We start from the raw sequence: 16987 nt of genomic DNA, 5'->3' as shown, positions 1-16987 counted from the left end.
ACGATCGATGCGATCGCCGCCGTTTGTGGGTGTTGCGGCTGGCCAGGCCGCGCTCGGCCTCAGTGCGGCGCCGCCGCCAGCAGCGCGGCGACCCGCGTCTGGCGCTGCCGCGCACCGGCCTGCCAGGCCGCGCGACGCTTCCAGGCGGTCTCGGCCGAGCCGCGCAGCAGCGCCAGCGCGCGCTCGATGCCGGCTTCGGCCGCGCCCGGGCCGCCGCCGTGGGCGAGCCGCGCGGCGGCCGCCTCGACCGGCGCGAGCGGCTCGCGCACCAGGCCCGCCAGCGCGGCCGGCGCGTCGCCGCCCGCCTCCAGCGTGGCGGTGATCAGCGCGCCCACCTCGTGATGCGCCTCGTGGAAGCTGGTGCCGGTCTCGCGCACCCGCGCGTTCGCCACCTGGGTGGCCGTCACCAGGCCCCGGTCGGCCGCGGCGCGCATCGCCCCCGGGTGCCCCTCGATGCCGTCGATCATCAAGCGCAGCAACTCGCAGCTCTCGCCGAACTCGCGCACGGCGTCGGCGCAATGCGCGGGCATCTCGGTGCCGATCTCCACCGAGTTGCTGAAGGGCGTGCGCTGCGCTGCGAACACCGCCGCGTTGAGCGCGCCGGCCACGTGGCCGAGCTTGCCCTTGACGATCTCCAGCAGGTACGGGTTGCGCTTTTGCGGCATCAGCGAGGAGCCGCCGGAGAGCTCGTCGGGCAGCGCCAGGAAGTCGGTCTCGCGCATGGTCCAGAGCTGCAGGTCGTGCGCCAGGCGGCTCAAGGTGGCGGCCGCGATCGCCAGCGCCGACAGCAGGCGCAGCACCAGGTCGCGGCTGGCCACCGCGTCCAGCGCGCTGTCGAAGCTGTGGCCGAAGCCGAGCAGCGCGGCGCTGGTTTCCGGGCGAATCGGGAAATCGGTGCCGGCGCCCGCGCCCGCGCCGAGCGGGCAACTGGCGAGGTCCTCGTCGAGCGCGTCGAGCGCGGCCTGGTCGCGCCGCAGCGCGGCCTCGACCGACCAGAGGTAGTAGCCGAAGCTGCCCGGCTGGGCCACCTGGTACTGGCTGTAGACCGGCAGCGGCCAGTCGAGCGTGGCGCCGGCCTTGTCGAGCAGGGTCGAGCGCAGCCGCCAGAGGCGGTCGGCGGCGCTGTCGAACCAGTCGCGCGCGCGCAGCTTGGCGACGCAGGCGTTGATGTCGTTGCGCGAGCGCGCGGTATGCACGGCGCCGCCCGCCTCCAGCCCGACGCGCTCGATCAGCAACTGCTCGTAGAGCGCATAGCTGCCGCGCGGCGCAACCGCCTCGACGATCGCCGCGAAACCGGCCTCGCGCTGGCGCGCCAACTCGGCCAGCACCACCGCCGCGCGCGCCGGCGGGCACAGCCCGGCGTCGACCAGCATCAGCAGATGGGCCTCGTCGATCGCGGCATAGGCCTCCAGCTCGGCCAGGCGCTCGGCCGGCGGCTCGGGACGGCGCACGATCGCCAGCGCCTCGGGATGCAGGCCGCGGCGCAGGCGGCCCGTGCCGGCCGCCGGCGCGGGCGCGTCCGTCTCGTCCAGTTCCAGCTTCACGCGCGCCTCGATGCCGTCCAGCGCGCGCGCCAGGGTCTCGCGATCGGCCGCCGAGGCCAGCACCAGCGCGACGCGATCGCGGAAATCGCCGTCCAGCTCGACGCGCTGGCCCGGCTGGCGCAGCGCCATGAACTGCATGCGCACGCCGGCCGCGCGCGGCGCCTGGGCGAACGAGAGCGCGCGGATCGTGCCGCGCCGGCCCGGCAGCACGAAGCGGATCGCGGCCTGGCCGTCGCGGCGCGGCGCGAGGTCGGGCGAGACGCCCGCGTGCAGGTCCACCATCGCGCCGAGCACGTCGATGCCGGTGGCCGCCTCGATCGCCTGCGGGATCATGCCGCCCGCCAGGCGCGGGTTGATCTCGATGATCACCACGCGGCCCTCGGCGATCCGGCATTCGACATGGGCCGGGCCGAAGCGGTGGCCGGTGGCGTCCAGCGCGCGCAGCGTCTCGGCCACCAGCGCGTCGCGCTGGGCGGCCTGGATCGGCGCCGGGAAATCGTGGCCGCTCTCCACGAAGAACGGCAGTTCCCCGAGATGCTTGCCGGTCACGCCGAGCACGCGATAACCGCGCCCCGCGCCCAGCCCCACCACCTCCACCGAGAACTCCGCGCCCTCGACGAAGGCCTGCACCAGCAGTTGCGGCACCACCGCCAGCCCGCGCTCGTTGCTGCGCGCCGCGAGGATCTGAGCGCCGTGCTCGAGCAGCTCGGCCTCGTTTCGCACCAGCCGCACGCCGACGCTGCCCGAGCCGAACGAGGGCTTCAGCACGCGCGGATAGGACAGGCCGAGCGCCAGGTCGCGCAAGGCGCTCAGGTCCGGCACCACCTCGGTGTGGGCCGCGCCCACGCCGGCCCGCTGCAGGCAGGCGGCCAGGCGGGCCTTGTCGCGGCAGGTGCGGATCGCCTCGGGGCTCGCGCCGGCCAAGCCGAAGTGCGCTGCCACCGTGGCGGCGGTCTCGATGAAATACTCGGAGGTCGAGAACACGCCGGCGATCTGCGAGAACGCGCCGAGCGCATCGACGATGCGCGCCACGTCGGCGGTATCGACCACCAGCGGCTCGATCAGCAGTTCGCGCAGGAACGGATAGAGCTGGGGGCGGGCGGTCACGAACACCACCTGGTAGCCGCGCAGCAGCGCCTGGCGCAGGCACAGCCGGCCGGTGCCGGTGGTATTGCTTTCGATGAATACGAAGGTCTTCACGGTCAGGGCGTCAGGTGGTCGGTTGCTCGATGGTTCGGGTTCGCCGGGCGGCTCAGGCCGCGGGGGCCGGGGCCGCCGCGGGCGCGGCAGGCACGGCGGGCGCGGTGGGCGTGGCGCGGATCTGCGCCAGCGCGTCGCCGGCCGGCTTGTCGCGGCCGGTGGCCTCGGCGAAGCTGCGCCGTTCCCACTCGAAGCGGGCCCAGGCGCCGCCGGCCGTGGCCGGGCTGCCGGCACGCGACGGTTCGGTGGCCAGCACGGTGTCGGCCACGCCCTGCTCGCGCAGCCAGGCGTCGTCGTAGACCGAATCGATGTAGCGATGGCCTTCGTCCGGCGCGATGAACACCACGGTCTTGCCGTCCTGCCGTTGCGCGCGCACCCATTCCGCGACCATGAAGGCCGCGCCCGAGGTCGGCCCGCAGTACAGGCCGTGCTCGGCATGCAGGCGCCGCGTGCTGGCATAGACCTCGGCCGGCGACACCCAGTGCACCTCGTCGAAGCAGGCGTGGTCGACATTGCCGGGATGGATCGAGTTGCCCAGCCCGCGCAGCGCGCGCTTGCCCACCGGCAGGCCGAACAGCACGCTGCCGAAGGTGTCGACGCCGACCAGCCGGATCGAGGGATCGGTCTCGCGCAGCGCCTTGATGGTGCCGCAGGTGGAGGCGCCCGAGCCGACCGTGCCGACCACCACCAGGTCGCGGCCGAAGGCGGCGATCAGCTGCCGCGCGAAGGCGCGATAGGCCTGCTGGTTGTCGGGGTTGTCGTACTGGCGCGGCCAGAAGCCGCCGGGGTTGTCGCGCAACTGCTCCTGCAGCGCCTCGAGCCGCAGCACCTGCACGTTCGAGCCGGAAGCGTCGGCGCCGACGATCTGCACGCGCCCGCCGAGCTGCGCGAGGCGTGCCTGCAAGCGCGCGTCGATCGCCGCGTCGCTGACGATGTGGAACGGGATGCGCTTCTCCGCGCAGACGATGCCGATCCCCATCGCGAAGGTGCCGCTGGAGGTTTCAAGCACCGGCATGCCGGGATCGAGCTGGCCGGTGGCCAGCGCCTTCTCGATGATGTACTTGGCCGGCACCAGCTTCATGAGCCGGAACGCGGCGGCCACCAGGCCGGGCCGCAGCGCGATCAGGTCCGGGTGGTCGAGCGAGGCGGAAACGCTGTCGTAGAGCCGGGCGTCGAGGCCGCCGGCATGGTCGAGGATCTGGGTCATGGTGTCGTTCATGCGATCGATTGTTCGAGCATCCACAGATAGGCATCCGAATCGGTGCCGCTGCCGCGCACCGCCTTTGGCCAGCGCGCGGCGCGCCATTCGTCGGCCAGCGCGGCGCGCGCGAGCGCGTCGGCGCTGCGATGGCGCCGGTAGCACCACTCCACGCCGCTGGCGATCGCGGTCTTCAGCTCGTCGGCGAACTTGCTGGGCTCGAGCACGTGGCGCGGCAGCTCCTGGTGCGCGCCGGGCGTGCCGCCGGCGGCCGCCGGCGCGATCTCCAGCAGCTCCAGCCGGCCGGTGCGGTTCTTGCGGATCGAGAGCCGGAACGCGGCGCCCGCGCCCGAGGTGATGGCCACGTGGTAGATCCCTTCCGGCACGTGGCCGGTGCCGCCCACCTTGGCGCCCGGCAGCCGGTAGTAGGACACCGTGCCGTCCTCGATCAGCACGAATTCCAGGCCCCGATAGCGCAGCATCGAGGCGTGGAAGAAGTCGGTGATCAGCCAGCGCCGGGCATCGACGCGATGCACCCAGTAGTAGATCAGCGGATGGGCGGCGACCATCTCGCCGAAGGCGCTGCCGAGATGCTGCAGCTCGGCGGGCGCGAGCGCCTCGAACGGCGTCTCGCGGTACAGCAGACGACGCAGCTTCATGCTTCCTCCCCGGTGTCGACGCAGCGCGCGACGATGAAGATGCCGAACGCGCAGGCGGCGATCAGCGAGGACGACGCCATCACCTGATGGATCGCCAGCGATTTCGCGAGATAGCTGTACAGGAAGTACATCACCGCGATGGTGACCGACATGCAGAGCCCGATCAGCGACAGGAACGAGGCGCGGATCCGGCTCGGCAGCCGTTTGTTGAAGTACTCGTTGGCCACCACGGTGACGATCGGGTTGATGATCATCACCAGGAAGAAGCCGGCGAAATCGACCGCCACCACGTTGAACCACATCGAGGCCAGCACCGCGGTGGTGAGCAGCGTGCTGGCGATCACCACCGGGTAGAAACGCAGGAAGGACATGGTCCGCTGCATCACCAGGTAGACCACGCCGATCAGCATCTGCGCGGCGAAGAAGAACCAGGTGATGGTCTCGATGCTGAAGCCGTTGCCCTTGAACAGCGCCTGGCTGAAGGTGAAGAACGGCGAGGTGCAGGCCGCGAAGGCGGTGAAGCCGAGGATCGGCAGCGCCACGCCGCGCCAGTGCCCGCGCAGGAACGCGAACAGCTCGCGCATCACCTCGCCGCGCATCACCTCCTTGCCCGGCGGCTCGTGCTCCGCCGCCTGGCCCTCGGCGGCCAGCCGCGGCGGCTCGGCGGCGAAGCTCCAGGCCGCCAGCGCCAGCGCGTAGACCACGAAGTAGGCGGCATACACGGCGTTCCACGACAGCTCCTGCAGCAGCCCGCCGGCCAGCACCGCCAGCGCCCCCGAGATCAGGCCCAGCGCGTTGGCGCGCAACTGGATGCCGTTGAAGTCGGCCACCCGCCGGTCGGCCACCAGGCTGTCGTAGAGCAAGGCCGTGTCCGAGCCGTAGACCAGCGCGAGCGCGGTGCCGAGCAGCGCATAGAGGCACAGGAAGGCCACGAAGCCGTCGCTGACCATCACCCCGAGCGCATACAGGCAGTAGGCGGCCAGCCCCAGCAGCACCGAACGCTTGCGGCCGAAGGCATCGCCGAACATGCCGGCCGGCACCTCGAACAGGATGTTGGCGACGAAGAACACGCCCTGCAGGATGCCGATCTGGTAGGCGTCGAAGCCCTTGTGCAACAGGAAGATCACGAAGATCGCGCGATCCACGATGGCCAGCGTCAGCACCCGGTAGGCGAGGTAGATCCGCGCGTTGCGGGTGCTGAGCCGCCCGGCCCGATCGACCGGGCTCGGCAGTTCGGCGACGGTGTCAGGCACGCGCATGGCACCCTCCCCGGCTGGCCGGCGCGGCGGCGACGGCAAGCCGCCGCGTGCGCGAGGCGCCCGGCGCGCGGCCGGGCAGGCGTTCAGCAGATCGTGTCATAGACCCTCACGCTTCCGTGGGCCGACAGCGCGTCGACCGCCCGCGCCAGGTTCGCCGCATGGTCGGCGCGCCCCGCCTCGTAGAGGATTCCGATGCAGGTGCCGCTATGCGCCGTCACCAGCCCGAGCCCGCCGGTCGCGGCGCTGACGTCCTGCACCGCCACCAGGTGCCGCTTCGGGTTGACCTTCTGGTTGATCTGGGCGCTGCGCGTCGAGACCCGCCCGATCTCCGCCAGGTCGCGCGCCGCGAAGGCCGCCACGATCCGCTCCAGCAGCTCGTTGAACTCGGCGCGATGCTCGCGGTTGTGGCGGTTGGCTTCGCCGCCGCGATGGTATTCGAGCGTGTCCAGCGTGCCGCCCTCGTCGAGCGAGACGATCTGCAGGTTCGGCAGCCGGCCCAGCCGCGCGCGCAACATGCCCTTGCGCTGCAGGTAGACCACCGATTCCGCGAACATCACGCCGTCGGTCGGCTCGATGCCGCTCATGTCGCGGCACAGCTGTTCCAGCGGCAGCTCGCGGCCCAGGTAGACCTCGATCGCGCGCGCGGTGGCCAGCAGGTCGGCCGAGGAACTGCTCAGGCCCTTGCCGACCGGGATATCGCAGTCGATATGGAAGGTGCCGCCGACCGTTCTGCCGTGACGCGCGAGGATCACCCGCGCGAGCGCGGCCGCCTTGGTCTTGCCGCTGGGCTGCGTGACGATCTCGCTGCTGCCGTGATCGGGCACGAAGGTGCTGACCGAATACTTGCGGATCGGCAGGGTGACGAGGAAGTCGCTCTCGTCCTCGAGCAGCACGCCCTGCAGCAGTTCGCCGAACGAGCAGTACGAGATGCCCGCCGCCGCGCGCGGGGCCGGATGGAAGGAACGCATGGGCTCGGACATGAGCATGGTCGTCCCGTCAGCGGCCGGACTGGTGCGCGGCCAGCATCGAGCGCAGCCGCGCGAGCAGCTCGTCGAGTGCCTGGTCGCCGCACGAGCCCAGCGAGTTCTTGCGCGCCACCATGTCCTCCACCGTGATGCGCGCCACGTCCTCGCCGAACAGCGCGCTGGCCTGCGCGAAGCGCTCGTGCGGCAGCTCGGCCACGTCCACGCCGAGTGTGTCGGCGGTCTTCACCAGCTCGCCCACCACGCGATGCGCCTCGCGGAACGGCAGGCCCTTGCGCACCAGGTAGTTGGCGTACTCGGTGGCGATGATGTGGCCGCCCAGCGTGGCCGCGCGCATCTTCTCGGGCACCGGCGCCATGGTGCGCACCAGCTCGGTGAGGATCGCCAGCGAGCTCATGCAGTTGTCGAGCGCGGCGAACCAGGCGGTCTTGTCCTCCTGCAGGTCCTTGTTGTAGCCCAGCGGCAGCGCCTTGAGCAGGGCCATCAGGCTCATCGCGTTGCCGATCACCGAGGCCGACTTGCCGCGCACCAGCTCGGGCACGTCGGGGTTCTTCTTCTGCGGCATGATCGAGCTGCCGGTGCAGTAGCCGTCGGCCAGCGCGATGAAGCCGAACTCCTGGCTGGTGAAGGAGATCAGTTCCTCCGACAGGCGCGAGAGGTGGATCATCAGGTTGGCCGCGTGCGCGCCGAACTCGACCAGGTAGTCGCGGTCGGACACCGAATCGATGCTGTGCAGGGTCGGCTCGCGAAAGCCCAGCAGCGAGGCCGACAGGCGGCGGTCGATCGGCAGGCTGGTGCCGGTCGAGGCGCAGGCGCCGAGCGGGCACTGGTCGGCGCGCTCGAGCGCGTCGACGAAGCGGCTGCGGTCGCGCTCCAGCATCACCACGTAGGTGGCCAGCCAGTGCGTGTAGTAGGTGAACTCGGCGCGCTGCAGGTGCGTGTAGGACGGCATCACCAGGCCCGCATGCTGCTCGCCGTGCTCGAGCAGGGTGCGTTGCAGCGTGTCGATCGCGTCCACCAGCTCGCGCGTCGAGCGCATGAAGTAGATGCGCTGCGCGGTGGCCTGCTGGTCGTTGCGGCTGCGCGCGGTATGGGTCTTCTTGCCGAGCTCGCCGACCTTCTCCACCAGCAGCGTCTCGAGATTCATGTGGATGTCCTCGAGCGCCGGGCGCAGCGTGATCTCGCCGGCCTGCCAGCCGGCGCGGATCTCGCCGAGCGCCGCGGCCAGCGCCGCGTGCTCGTGGTCCTGCAGCAGCCCCACCGCGTGCTGCATGTCGACGTGGGCGGCGGTGCCGTCGATGTCGGCCTCGAACAGGCGGGCCTCCAGCGGCAGGCTGGTGTTGAAGGCCACCAGGCTGTCGGTCATCTGCTGGCTGAAGCGGCCGGCCCAGGGATTCGCCAGGGGCGTGCTCATGCCTGGCCTCCCGCTTTCGCGCCGCGCGCGGCCTCGATGCCGATGCGCAGGCCCAGCGTGTTGAGGAAGCCGGTGGCGTCCTCGCCGCTAATCGACTGGCCCGCGTGCAGGGTGACCAGGTCGCGCGAGTACAGCGATTGCGGCGACTCCACCGCGGCGGCCGTGGCCGAGCCCTTGTAGAGCTGCACCGTCACTTCGCCGCTCACGTACTTCTGGGTCTCGTCGATCAGGGCCTGCAAGCACAGGCGCTCATCGCTGAACCACAGGCCGCGGTAGACGATGTCGCCGTATTCATCGGACACCAGGTTGCGCAGGCGCTCGACGTCGCGACCCAGGGTAATCTTCTCGAGCTTGCGGTGCGCCGCGTGCAGGATGGTGAGCGCCGGGTTCTCGAACACGCCGCGCACCTTCAGGCCGTTGATGCGGTTCTCGATGATGTCCTGGAAGCCCACGCCGTTGCGCGCGCCGGCCGCGTTCAGGCGCGCCACCAGCTCGACCGGGCCCAGCGCCTCGCCGTCCACGCTGACCGGCACGCCCTGCTCGAAGCCCACGCGCAGCGTCTCGATCGCGTCCGGCGCGAGCGTCGGCGGCGTGATCCAGTTGGCGTCGTGCCAGTCGAAGGCATTGCCCACGCTCTCCAGGTAGTCGCCCTCGGTGGTGATGTGCACCAGGTTCTCGTCGTGGCTGAGCAGGTTGTCCGGGCGGCTCTCGACCGGGATGCCGTGCTTCTGGCAATAGGCGAACAGGTCCTCGCGCGAGGCGATGTCCCACATCCGCCACGGCGCCACGGTCGGCAGGTTCGGCGCGAGGATGCGCGAGGCCATCTCGAAGCGCACCTGGTCGTTGCCCTTCTGGGTGCAGCCGTGCGAGAGCGTGTCGACGTCGTGCGCCAGCGCGTAGTCGGTGAGGCCCTTGACGATCGCCGGGCGCGCCAGCGGCGTGCCGAGCAGGTAGTCGCGCTCGTAGGCGGCATTGGCCTTCAGCGCGGGGAACACGTAGTCGCGGATGAAGGTCTCGCGCAGGTCGGCGATCACCAGTTCGTCGGCACCGGCGATCGCGGCGCGCTTCTTCATGCGCTCCCAGTCCTCCTTCTGGCCGAGGTTGGCGCAGTAGGCGGTGACGCGGCAGTCGAACTGCTGCTTGAGGAAGTGCAGCGCGGTGGAAGTGTCGAGGCCGCCCGAGTAGGCGAGCAGGATGTGCTTGGGTTTCATGTCTGGTCTTCCGTGAGGGTGGATCGCCGCCGGGTCAGCCGACGAGATAGTTGTCGCGCTTGCCGCGCACCTGGTTGACGTTGTCGACGAGTTCCGAGAACTCGATGCCGATGCTGTATTTCTTGCCGTCGATCTGCATCAGGCAGCCGCCTTCGCCGCGAAAGCTGAAGGTGCGCAGCAGGTCGATCAGCTCGCGCGCCACGTAGGTCGCGTCCGGGTCGATCTCCATGGCCGCGGTGGTCTCGGTGATCTTCTTGCGCGTGCCGCCGTGGCGCTGGCGGAACAGCCGGTAGGTGCCGGTCTCGATGCTCGGCCAGGTGGTGCGGAACAGCTCGATCGAGGCGTCCATGTGCTTGTCGTAGATGATGTCGCCGGTATCGGTGCCTTCCACGCGCACGCGCATCTGGCTGATGATCGGCCCGGCATCCACGGCGGTCTCGATGCGGTGGATGCTCACCCCAGCGGGGGTGCCGTCGAGCACCGCCCAGGCGTAGTAGTAGAAGCCCTTGTTGTAGGGCAGGTAGCCCGGATGCAGGTTGATCGAGTCCTTGGCGGCCAGCGCCAGGAAGCGGTCGTCGAGGATGTAGTCGAAATAGATCGAGACGATGAAGTCGGGCGCGAGCGGCACGATCAGCTCGTCGAAACGCGCGCGCGCGTCGAGCACGTTGATGGCCGGAATCGCGTGCCGCTCGCACAGCGCGAGGATCTCGTCGAGCTGCACCGCATTCGCCTCGGGATGGACGATCACGGCCACCACCTCGACGCTCGGCCGCTGCGCCAGGTAGCGCAGCGATTCGAGCCCGGCGATGTTGTCGATGCAGAGCAGCACCTTGTCGCGAATTGGAGTATTCATTCAGGAATCCTGTTCAGGCCGCGCGCGGGACGGCGCGCGCTCGTTGTCCGGTCGCTCAGTCGGCCTCGCCGCGGTGCTTGAGCACGTAGCAGATGCCGAAGCCGGTCGGGTCGGCCTTGGCGCTGGTCACCTCGTCGCGCACGACGTCGTAGCCGGCCTCGTCGAAGATCTGGTCCCACTCGCGCTTGGGCAGCAGCAGCTGGTTGGTGAACGGATGCAGCAGGAAGTACGGGTTGTAGTAGCCGCGCCCCATCGGCGCCTGCATGGCGGCCGCGTTGTCGATGTCGTAGTCGACCTCCATCACCATCAGGTAGCTGCCGGCGAACTTGCGGCCGAGCTTGCGCAGGTACTCGATGAAGGCCGGGCGGCCGATCTGCGAGATGATTTCCTGCAGCACGAAGCCGAACAGGATGAAGTCGGGCGCCTCGTCGATCTCGTAGTCGAGCGCGTCGACATTGACCAGGCGGATCTGGTCCTGCATGCCCATCGACTCGACCTGGCGCAGGCCGGCCTCGTAGGCGCCGGTGTCCGGCTCGATGCCGACCGCCTTGATCGCGCCGAGCTCCTTGACCAGGGTGCAGAGGTATTGCGCGTTGCCGCAGCCGAAGTCGACGATCTGCTTCGCGTCGGGCTTGACCGACTCGATGAAGGCCTTGGTGATCGGAATCGTGTCGTACTGCGAGATCTGGCAACTGCCGACGCCGACCAGCCGGCCGTTGCGCTTGTAGCCGTCGATGCCCTCGGTCAGCATCGCGCCGACGTTCGAGAAGATGCTGTCGTAGCCGCCGATCAGGATGTTGAACCAGCCCTCGTAGTGCTTGATGCGCGAGCCGTAGTCGGACAGGCGGAAGCTCGCCTGCGGATCGCGCCCCTCGCCCTCCTTCACCAGCAGCCCCTCGACGGCGAGGTATTCGAAGACGGTGCGCAGCAGGTACGCGTCCATCTTGCGGCCCTCGGCGATCTGCGCGAGCGACTTGCCCGCCAGCAGGTCGTCGAACACGCCGAGCTGCAGCATCTGGAAGATCACCTTGGCGCCGACGAAACCCTTCACGTAGTCGAGCGTCTTGAACTGTTCCGGCTGGAACCAGGTCGAGTCGAGGATGGCCTCGACGGTCGGTTCGGCGTCGCGCACGTCGGCGCGTTCGAGCGTTGCTTCAGTCATGGAATTCACCTTGGATGGAAACGGATTCGGAAAAGCCGGCGGCTTCGGGGAAGCTGCCGAGCGCGGCCAGCAGACGATCGTTCTCGTGAGCGAGGCCGATGCTGATGCGCAGGTGGCCGGCCAGGCCGAACTGCGCGGCATCCTTCACCTGCACGCCCTGCCCGGCCAGCCAGGCCAGCGTGCGCGCACCGGCCGGGTTGGCGACCAGCACGAAGTTCGCCTCGGAGGGCACCACGCGGTAGCCGAGCGCGCGCAGCGCCTCGCTCACGCGAGCGCGCTCGGCCAGGATCGACGCCACGTGCGCGTCGCGGGCCTGGTCGTGGTCGAGCACGGCCTCCAGCGCGTTCAGCTCGAGCGTGCCGACATTGCTGAACCACTGGCGGCGCTTCATCGACGCGATCGCCTCGGCCGGCCCGAACAGCACGCCCAGCCGCAGCCCGGCCAGCCCGTAGGACTTCGAGAACGAGCGGAACACGTACTCGTGCTCGCCGAAGGCGGGCCGCTGGCGCCGCCGCGTCGAGTAGTCGACGTAGGTCTCGTCGATCAGCAGCTTGCCGGCCCGCGCGCGCAGCGCTGCCAGTTCGTCCTCGCCCAGCAGCAGGCTGGTCGGGTTCGAGGGGCTGGCAAGCGTGACGAAGTCCTCGCGCGTGAGCCGGGCCAGGTCGGCCGGGTCCAGTTGCAGCGACTCGGTCAGCCCCAGCTCGAAGTGCGGCAGGCCATACACGCCGATCCGCCCGCGATAGCCGTCGAAACCGGGCCAGGCGCTGACCTGGCGCATGCCCGGAAACGCCTCGCAGAGCCGGTCGAAACACTCGTCGATGCCGCGCACCAGCATCAGGTTCGCTTCCGGGCAGTCGAAGTGCTCGGCGAGCCGGCGCGTCACGCGCGGTTCGTCCTCGAACGGATAGCGGTTGACGCGTGAGGCGGCGGCGGTGATGGCCGCCACCACCGCCGCCTCGACCGGCGCCGGGTTCTCGTTGAACGCGAGGCAGACGGCCTCGACGGCTGTCGCCGTGCGCACGCCTGCTGCCCGCTCCTTCACTGCTCCATCGCTCACGGTGTGATCCTTGCCGGGTGGGTTGGGAATCGCTGCCTGGCTGCCTGGCACGTCGGGCTCAGCGCGGCGGCGGGTTGAGGCCGGCGCGCTCGTTGCGCATGCCCTTCCAGCGCCAGCCCTCGATCGCGCGCTTGATGTACTCGCCGAAGAACTCCGGCACCAGGCTGAACAGTTGCGGATAGGTGATGAAGAACGAGCTGATCGAGATCGACACGTCCATCGAGATCACGCAGTGGCACCAGTTGCGCGGAATGTGCAGCGACTCGCCCGGCTCGATGATCACGCGATAGGGCGTGGCCTCGCGCAGCTTCGGGAAGCGCTTGAAATCGGGGTTCTCGATGTCGACCGGGCTGAAGGTCTCGCGCTCGAACTCGCCGATGTAGAGATGCGACTTGGCCTGCTCCGGTGGGAACAGCCAGACCATCTTGCGGCCGACGATCTGGGTCAGGAAGTTCGGCATCGGATCGGTGTGGGTCGGCGTGTGCGTGCCGGCCGGGCCGATCCACAGGTACGAGTCCATGTGCGCGCCGGGGATGTGCTCGATATGCCCCTTGATGTACGGGTGCTGGACCAGGTCGGCGCGCAGGTTCGGGAAGGTCTTGCGGAACGGGTGCGAGGCCATGTAGTACATGTGGTCCGGCTTCTCGCGCAGGATCGCGATCAGTTCCCTGAGCTTCATCTCCTGGAAGCGCAGGTACTTCACGTAGCCCTGCGGGCTGTTGTTGCCCGGCCCGCGCTCGTGCGGCTGGAAGCTCTCGACGCCGATCGTCTCCTCGCCGAAGTTCTTCTCGAAGTAGTCGAGCGACCACTTCTGCATGGCGGGCCAGCCGCCCAGCGCGCCCGCGATCTTCACCGGGCGGTCCTTGTTCAGGTAGTGCTTGCGGAAGTCCGAGACCTTGGGCTGGTGCAAGGTGTCGACGGACAGGATTTCATCGAACGGCATGGTCAATTTCCGATCCCGAATGTTGGTTGAGGTGTTCGCGGACGCTGGCGGGCACCATGTCCGTCCAAAGTTGCTCGATCCGCTGCAGGCAGGCCTGCTTGCTGGCGGGTTCGCCGACCGTCTCCCAGCCGGCAGGCAGGTTGCGTCCGTCGAGCCATACCGAGTACTGCCCCTCGCTGTTTCGCACTACAAAATACAAATCGTCATCCATGGCTGTTCCCCTGGAAAGGCAATGTGAAGCGCCGAACTTCGCCGCGATCGCGGCCGGGCCGCGTCGCGCGAATGCAGAAGCCGCCTGCCCCGTCAGGGGATATCGAAATGCGCCGCCACCTGGTCAATTCGGATTGGTCAACAAAATCACCCGAAAAACATAATGTCGATTCATTCCCGGCTCCAATGAGCGCAAAGACTGAGGCATCCTCCTTACGAGTGTCAAGACTTATTCAAATAACGAGTCATTTTGAGTTAAATCAGAAAACGATCCGATATCAATTGAAAAAGTTTTGAATCGTAAATAAATGAATCGAACCTGCCGATTCTGACGGCGGAAAAACTTACATCACGCCGACACTGGCTGGCATTCCACAAACGTGATATCACGCGCGCGGTCGCGCCGACGCGAAGCTTACATGTCAGGTTGTTTCCGTCGCCCCATATCGTCTTACCGGCGTGGATTCAGCCAGATCGCTCGAGCCGAGCCTTACAGGCCGGGCCATGATTTGAAAGGCATTTTTCATATTGGCATTCTTTGTGTTACCGAGCCTTGACGCGATCAAGACGATCGTTTTCTTATCGCCGTCGCTCATTCCGGGAAATTTCGATATCGTCACTTAATGCCGGCAGCGCGCGAAATTATTACCTGGCATTGCCGTTTCATTTATTGACCACCGCATCCGACCGTCACCCGGAATCCCAATTGATTTCTTTTTTTATTCATTCCGAATCGGATCGGCGAAGTCAAAACGCTATGATTGAACGCGACGATTATTCATTTTTTTATTTATTACGAAGCGGATCACGAATTAGGCGATTGATGCGGGATGTTTCGCGAATCGCCTCATGCGCACCATCCGCATTTCCACAAACGCAACCCGGAACGACAATGTTGCACGAACAGGAACGACCGAAGGAAGCGCCGACGACGCCGTCGCCAAACCACGCCGAAAGCGCCGGCGATATGCCCGGCGCGGCTTCTCATTGGACCGCCCGCGCGCCCGAGGTTGAGACGCGAGACGCGATCGCCGTGCTGGCCGACGGCATCGGCGAGCTGGAAAGCACGGCACCGCTGGAAGAAATGCAACGATCGCGCCTGATGGCCAGCTTGCTGGATCCAGGCGGCGAAGGACGTCCATCGTCGCTGACGCTGGCGTTCGCCTCGCGTGCGCGGCTCGATGTCTGCCTGGCGTCGCTGCAGCGCGCGATCGACGGCAATGCTGCCTTGCGCGGCGGCGTGGCCTGGGCGCTGCCTTCGCGGCCGATGCGCTTCACGCTGCGCGAGGCGACGCTGCGGGTTCATACCGCCCGGCTGGCGGCCGGCATCGACGGCGAGGCGCAGTTGACAGCACTGGCCGCCCCGCCCGGCATGCAGATCGATCCGCAACGGCCGCCGCTATTGCATGCCGTGATTGCGCGCCTGCCCGGTGCGCGGCCATGGCGGTTGCAGTTGCTGGCCTCGCCGCTCGCTATCGAACTCGATGCGCTCGCAACCTTCCTGCGCGAGGCCGTCGCCGACGATCCCGGCTCCGGGCTGGCCGTGTTTCAACGAATCGAGCCCCTCCCCGCCGCATTGCGCCCCGCCCCGTGGCATGAGATCGAGGCCCACGCACCCGCAAGCAGCGAAGCGGGCGATGCCGATGTCGGCACGGATACGGCGCTGCGCGCCCAGCTCGCCGCGCTGGCCACCGAGGCGACCGGCCTGGCCTCGACCGGCCTGCATGCCGACCTGCTCGGCAGCGAAGCGCCCGAGGAGCGCGCGTTGCAGGCCCTGCGGATCGCCATGCAGGTTCGCGATCGGCTGGACGTCTCGATCCCGCTCGGCGCGCTGCTCGCCGCGCCGACGCCGGCAGGCCTGGCCACGTATCTCTGCGGCGTCGTGCAAGCACGGGCCCGTGTTACCGGCCAGGACGAGCCCGCGCCGATTCCGATCCAGACGGGGCGACACGCGCAGCCGCCCGTGTTCTGCCTGCCGGGCGCCGGTGCCAGCGCGGCCAGCTTCGTGGCACTCGCCACCGCGCTCGGCCCCGGCGTGCCGATCCATGGCTTGCAGGCACGCGGCCTCGACCCACGACAGGCGCCCGAAACCAGCGTCGAGGATGCCGCGCGCCGCCATCTGCAATCGATCCTGGCGCTATGCCCGCAGGGCCCGGTGAGGATCGTCGCGCACTCGTTCGGCGGCTGGATCGCGCTCGAGACGGCGCGACAGCTCGAACGGCTTGGGCGCCGCTGCGCGCCGCTGGTGCTGCTCGATTCGCCGCCGCCGCCGATCCTGCCGCTCGCACCTGAACCGAGCCCTGCCGATATCGTTCGCACCCTGGTGCGCCTGCTGGAGCAATCCTCGGGGCTGTCGTTCCAGCTCGACGACGCAACGATCGAAGCCGCCGCCGCGAGCGATTTCGAAGCGCGGCTCGCCTTCGTCGGCAAGCTGATGCGCGACGCCGCCCTGTTGCCGCCCGCCGCGGGTGCCCATCGGGACGCCGCCATCGCGCCGATGCTGCAGACCTTCGAGGCACAACTGCGCACCTGCCATGTCGCGCACGGGCGCCTCGACGGCGAAGCCATCGTGATCGTCGCGCACGACGGCGGCGAAGGCAGCCCGATGCCGGGCGCGTTCGGCTGGAGCGCGCTGGTCGAGCATGTGGAGTTCGCCGTGATGCGCGGCAATCACATGAGCCTGCTCCAGGAGCCGGCCGTGCGCGAGATCGCGCTGACGATGCGCGAACGCTGGCGCATCGTCTGAGGCGGCCAGGCCGCCCGCTCTTCCACCTTGCTCGTTGCGCCTGCGCCGTGGTCCGCTTTCCCGGCGTCTTCCCCGGCGTCTTCCCCGCCGTCTTCCCCGCCTCGACCTCGGCTCGCAAAAAAACCTTCCCCGCGCTGTAACCGCCAGCCCTCATGCGTCGAACTCACTGTCGTACCCGCTGCGGGTATCACTCACCTACCCATCAGGAGCATCACCATGTCGGCAAAGCAATCGATCCATTCCGCCCTCGTCCTCGGTGCCGTCGCGAGCCTGCTCGCCTCGGTCGCCCATGCCGCCCCGCTCACCAAGGCCGAGGAAGGCGCGGCCATCGCGGCCCACAAGGAGAAGTGCTACGGCGTGGCGCTCAAAGGCCAGAACGATTGCGCGGCAGGTCCCGGCACGACGTGCCAGGGCACCTCGACGGTCGACTTCCAGGGCAACTCGTGGAAGTTCGTGCAGGGCGGCACCTGCACCAGCATCGTCACGCCGGGCGGCGGCCACGGCTCGACCACGCCGATCAAGTCCTGATCGCCGCTGTTTCCACCGAT

The 16987-nt window shown here is 68.7% G+C and carries 15 protein-coding genes; 2 read left to right on the top strand and 13 right to left on the bottom strand.

The genetic code is table 11. The annotated features are described in order from the left end of the window. Positions 1-59: 59 nt before the first annotated feature. The 13 genes from BM43_RS31010 to BM43_RS41430 all read right to left on the bottom strand — a co-directional run bounded on the left by BM43_RS31010 (position 60) and on the right by BM43_RS41430 (position 14289). Complete coding sequence (locus BM43_RS31010; protein WP_036051902.1) at positions 60-2744, bottom strand: lyase family protein; 2685 nt, start codon at positions 2742-2744, stop codon at positions 60-62. A gap of 52 nt (positions 2745-2796) precedes the next feature. Then, the gene (locus BM43_RS31005) at positions 2797-3963 is read right to left on the bottom strand and encodes a pyridoxal-phosphate dependent enzyme (protein ID WP_080742142.1); all 1167 of its coding nucleotides are present in this window, start codon (positions 3961-3963) and stop codon (positions 2797-2799) included. After that, positions 3960-4601 (bottom strand): hypothetical protein, encoded by a 642-nt coding sequence (locus tag BM43_RS31000; protein WP_036051903.1) that lies wholly within the window; start codon positions 4599-4601, stop codon positions 3960-3962. Before BM43_RS31000 ends, BM43_RS31005 begins: the two co-directional genes overlap by 4 nt. Further along, positions 4598-5860 carry an MFS transporter gene (locus BM43_RS30995; protein WP_036051904.1) on the bottom strand — a complete coding sequence of 421 codons (1263 nt, stop codon included), beginning with the start codon at positions 5858-5860 and terminating at the stop codon, positions 4598-4600. The genes BM43_RS31000 and BM43_RS30995 overlap by 4 nt, the downstream gene beginning before the upstream one ends. Positions 5861-5943: 83 nt before the next feature. After that, entirely contained in the window at positions 5944-6828 is an 885-nt protein-coding gene (locus tag BM43_RS30990; protein WP_052409212.1) for a GHMP family kinase ATP-binding protein, read from the bottom strand. A 28-nt stretch (positions 6829-6856) separates the two neighbouring features. Continuing rightward, the gene (argH, locus tag BM43_RS30985) at positions 6857-8257 is read right to left on the bottom strand and encodes an argininosuccinate lyase (RefSeq protein ID WP_036051906.1); all 1401 of its coding nucleotides are present in this window, start codon (positions 8255-8257) and stop codon (positions 6857-6859) included. After that, positions 8254-9468 (bottom strand): argininosuccinate synthase, encoded by a 1215-nt coding sequence (locus BM43_RS30980; RefSeq protein WP_036051907.1) that lies wholly within the window; start codon positions 9466-9468, stop codon positions 8254-8256. The genes argH and BM43_RS30980 overlap by 4 nt, the downstream gene beginning before the upstream one ends. A 34-nt stretch (positions 9469-9502) precedes the next feature. Then, entirely contained in the window at positions 9503-10321 is an 819-nt protein-coding gene (locus tag BM43_RS30975; protein WP_013697626.1) for a formyltransferase family protein, read from the bottom strand. A gap of 55 nt (positions 10322-10376) precedes the next feature. Next, positions 10377-11483, bottom strand: coding sequence for a methyltransferase domain-containing protein (locus BM43_RS30970; RefSeq protein ID WP_036051908.1), 1107 nt, complete (start codon positions 11481-11483; stop codon positions 10377-10379). Further along, positions 11476-12540, bottom strand: coding sequence for a pyridoxal phosphate-dependent aminotransferase (locus BM43_RS30965; protein WP_080742143.1), 1065 nt, complete (start codon positions 12538-12540; stop codon positions 11476-11478). The genes BM43_RS30970 and BM43_RS30965 overlap by 8 nt, the downstream gene beginning before the upstream one ends. Positions 12541-12598: 58 nt before the next feature. Then, positions 12599-13483, bottom strand: a complete 885-nt coding sequence (locus BM43_RS30960; RefSeq protein WP_013697623.1) for a cupin-like domain-containing protein — start codon at positions 13481-13483, stop codon at positions 12599-12601. After that, positions 13470-13694, bottom strand: coding sequence for an MbtH family protein (locus tag BM43_RS30955; protein WP_013697622.1), 225 nt, complete (start codon positions 13692-13694; stop codon positions 13470-13472). The genes BM43_RS30960 and BM43_RS30955 overlap by 14 nt, the downstream gene beginning before the upstream one ends. A 421-nt stretch (positions 13695-14115) precedes the next feature. Next, entirely contained in the window at positions 14116-14289 is a 174-nt protein-coding gene (locus BM43_RS41430; protein WP_155296526.1) for a hypothetical protein, read from the bottom strand. A gap of 296 nt (positions 14290-14585) precedes the next feature. On the opposite strand from BM43_RS41430, the gene BM43_RS30950 reads away from it, so the two are divergent. After that, complete coding sequence (locus BM43_RS30950) at positions 14586-16439, top strand: thioesterase domain-containing protein (protein ID WP_052409209.1); 1854 nt, start codon at positions 14586-14588, stop codon at positions 16437-16439. Between the two features lie 216 nt (positions 16440-16655). Next, the gene (locus tag BM43_RS30945; RefSeq protein ID WP_013697620.1) at positions 16656-16967 is read left to right on the top strand and encodes a BufA1 family periplasmic bufferin-type metallophore; all 312 of its coding nucleotides are present in this window, start codon (positions 16656-16658) and stop codon (positions 16965-16967) included. Positions 16968-16987: the final 20 nt, after the last annotated feature.

Source organism: Burkholderia gladioli (assembly GCF_000959725.1).
In the GTDB taxonomy this organism is placed as follows: domain Bacteria; phylum Pseudomonadota; class Gammaproteobacteria; order Burkholderiales; family Burkholderiaceae; genus Burkholderia; species Burkholderia gladioli.
Note: the sequence above shows the minus strand (reverse complement) of the source record. Positions and strands in the feature narration are given on the sequence as shown.

What these genes read in the sequence shown, in the direction of transcription:
- BM43_RS41430 (WP_155296526.1), bottom strand. Translation starts at nt 14,289, where the DNA reads ATGAGCGACGGCGATAAGAAAACGATCGTCTTGATCGCGTCAAGGCTC.
- BM43_RS30950 (WP_052409209.1), top strand. Translation starts at nt 14,586, where the DNA reads ATGTTGCACGAACAGGAACGACCGAAGGAAGCGCCGACGACGCCGTCG.
- BM43_RS30990 (WP_052409212.1), bottom strand. Translation starts at nt 6,828, where the DNA reads ATGCGTTCCTTCCATCCGGCCCCGCGCGCGGCGGCGGGCATCTCGTAC.
- BM43_RS30960 (WP_013697623.1), bottom strand. Translation starts at nt 13,483, where the DNA reads ATGCCGTTCGATGAAATCCTGTCCGTCGACACCTTGCACCAGCCCAAG.
- BM43_RS30995 (WP_036051904.1), bottom strand. Translation starts at nt 5,860, where the DNA reads ATGCGCGTGCCTGACACCGTCGCCGAACTGCCGAGCCCGGTCGATCGG.
- BM43_RS30945 (WP_013697620.1), top strand. Translation starts at nt 16,656, where the DNA reads ATGTCGGCAAAGCAATCGATCCATTCCGCCCTCGTCCTCGGTGCCGTC.
- BM43_RS31000 (WP_036051903.1), bottom strand. Translation starts at nt 4,601, where the DNA reads ATGAAGCTGCGTCGTCTGCTGTACCGCGAGACGCCGTTCGAGGCGCTC.
- BM43_RS30970 (WP_036051908.1), bottom strand. Translation starts at nt 11,483, where the DNA reads ATGACTGAAGCAACGCTCGAACGCGCCGACGTGCGCGACGCCGAACCG.
- BM43_RS31005 (WP_080742142.1), bottom strand. Translation starts at nt 3,963, where the DNA reads ATGAACGACACCATGACCCAGATCCTCGACCATGCCGGCGGCCTCGAC.
- BM43_RS30955 (WP_013697622.1), bottom strand. Translation starts at nt 13,694, where the DNA reads ATGGATGACGATTTGTATTTTGTAGTGCGAAACAGCGAGGGGCAGTAC.
- BM43_RS30980 (WP_036051907.1), bottom strand. Translation starts at nt 9,468, where the DNA reads ATGAAACCCAAGCACATCCTGCTCGCCTACTCGGGCGGCCTCGACACT.
- BM43_RS30975 (WP_013697626.1), bottom strand. Translation starts at nt 10,321, where the DNA reads ATGAATACTCCAATTCGCGACAAGGTGCTGCTCTGCATCGACAACATC.
- argH (WP_036051906.1), bottom strand. Translation starts at nt 8,257, where the DNA reads ATGAGCACGCCCCTGGCGAATCCCTGGGCCGGCCGCTTCAGCCAGCAG.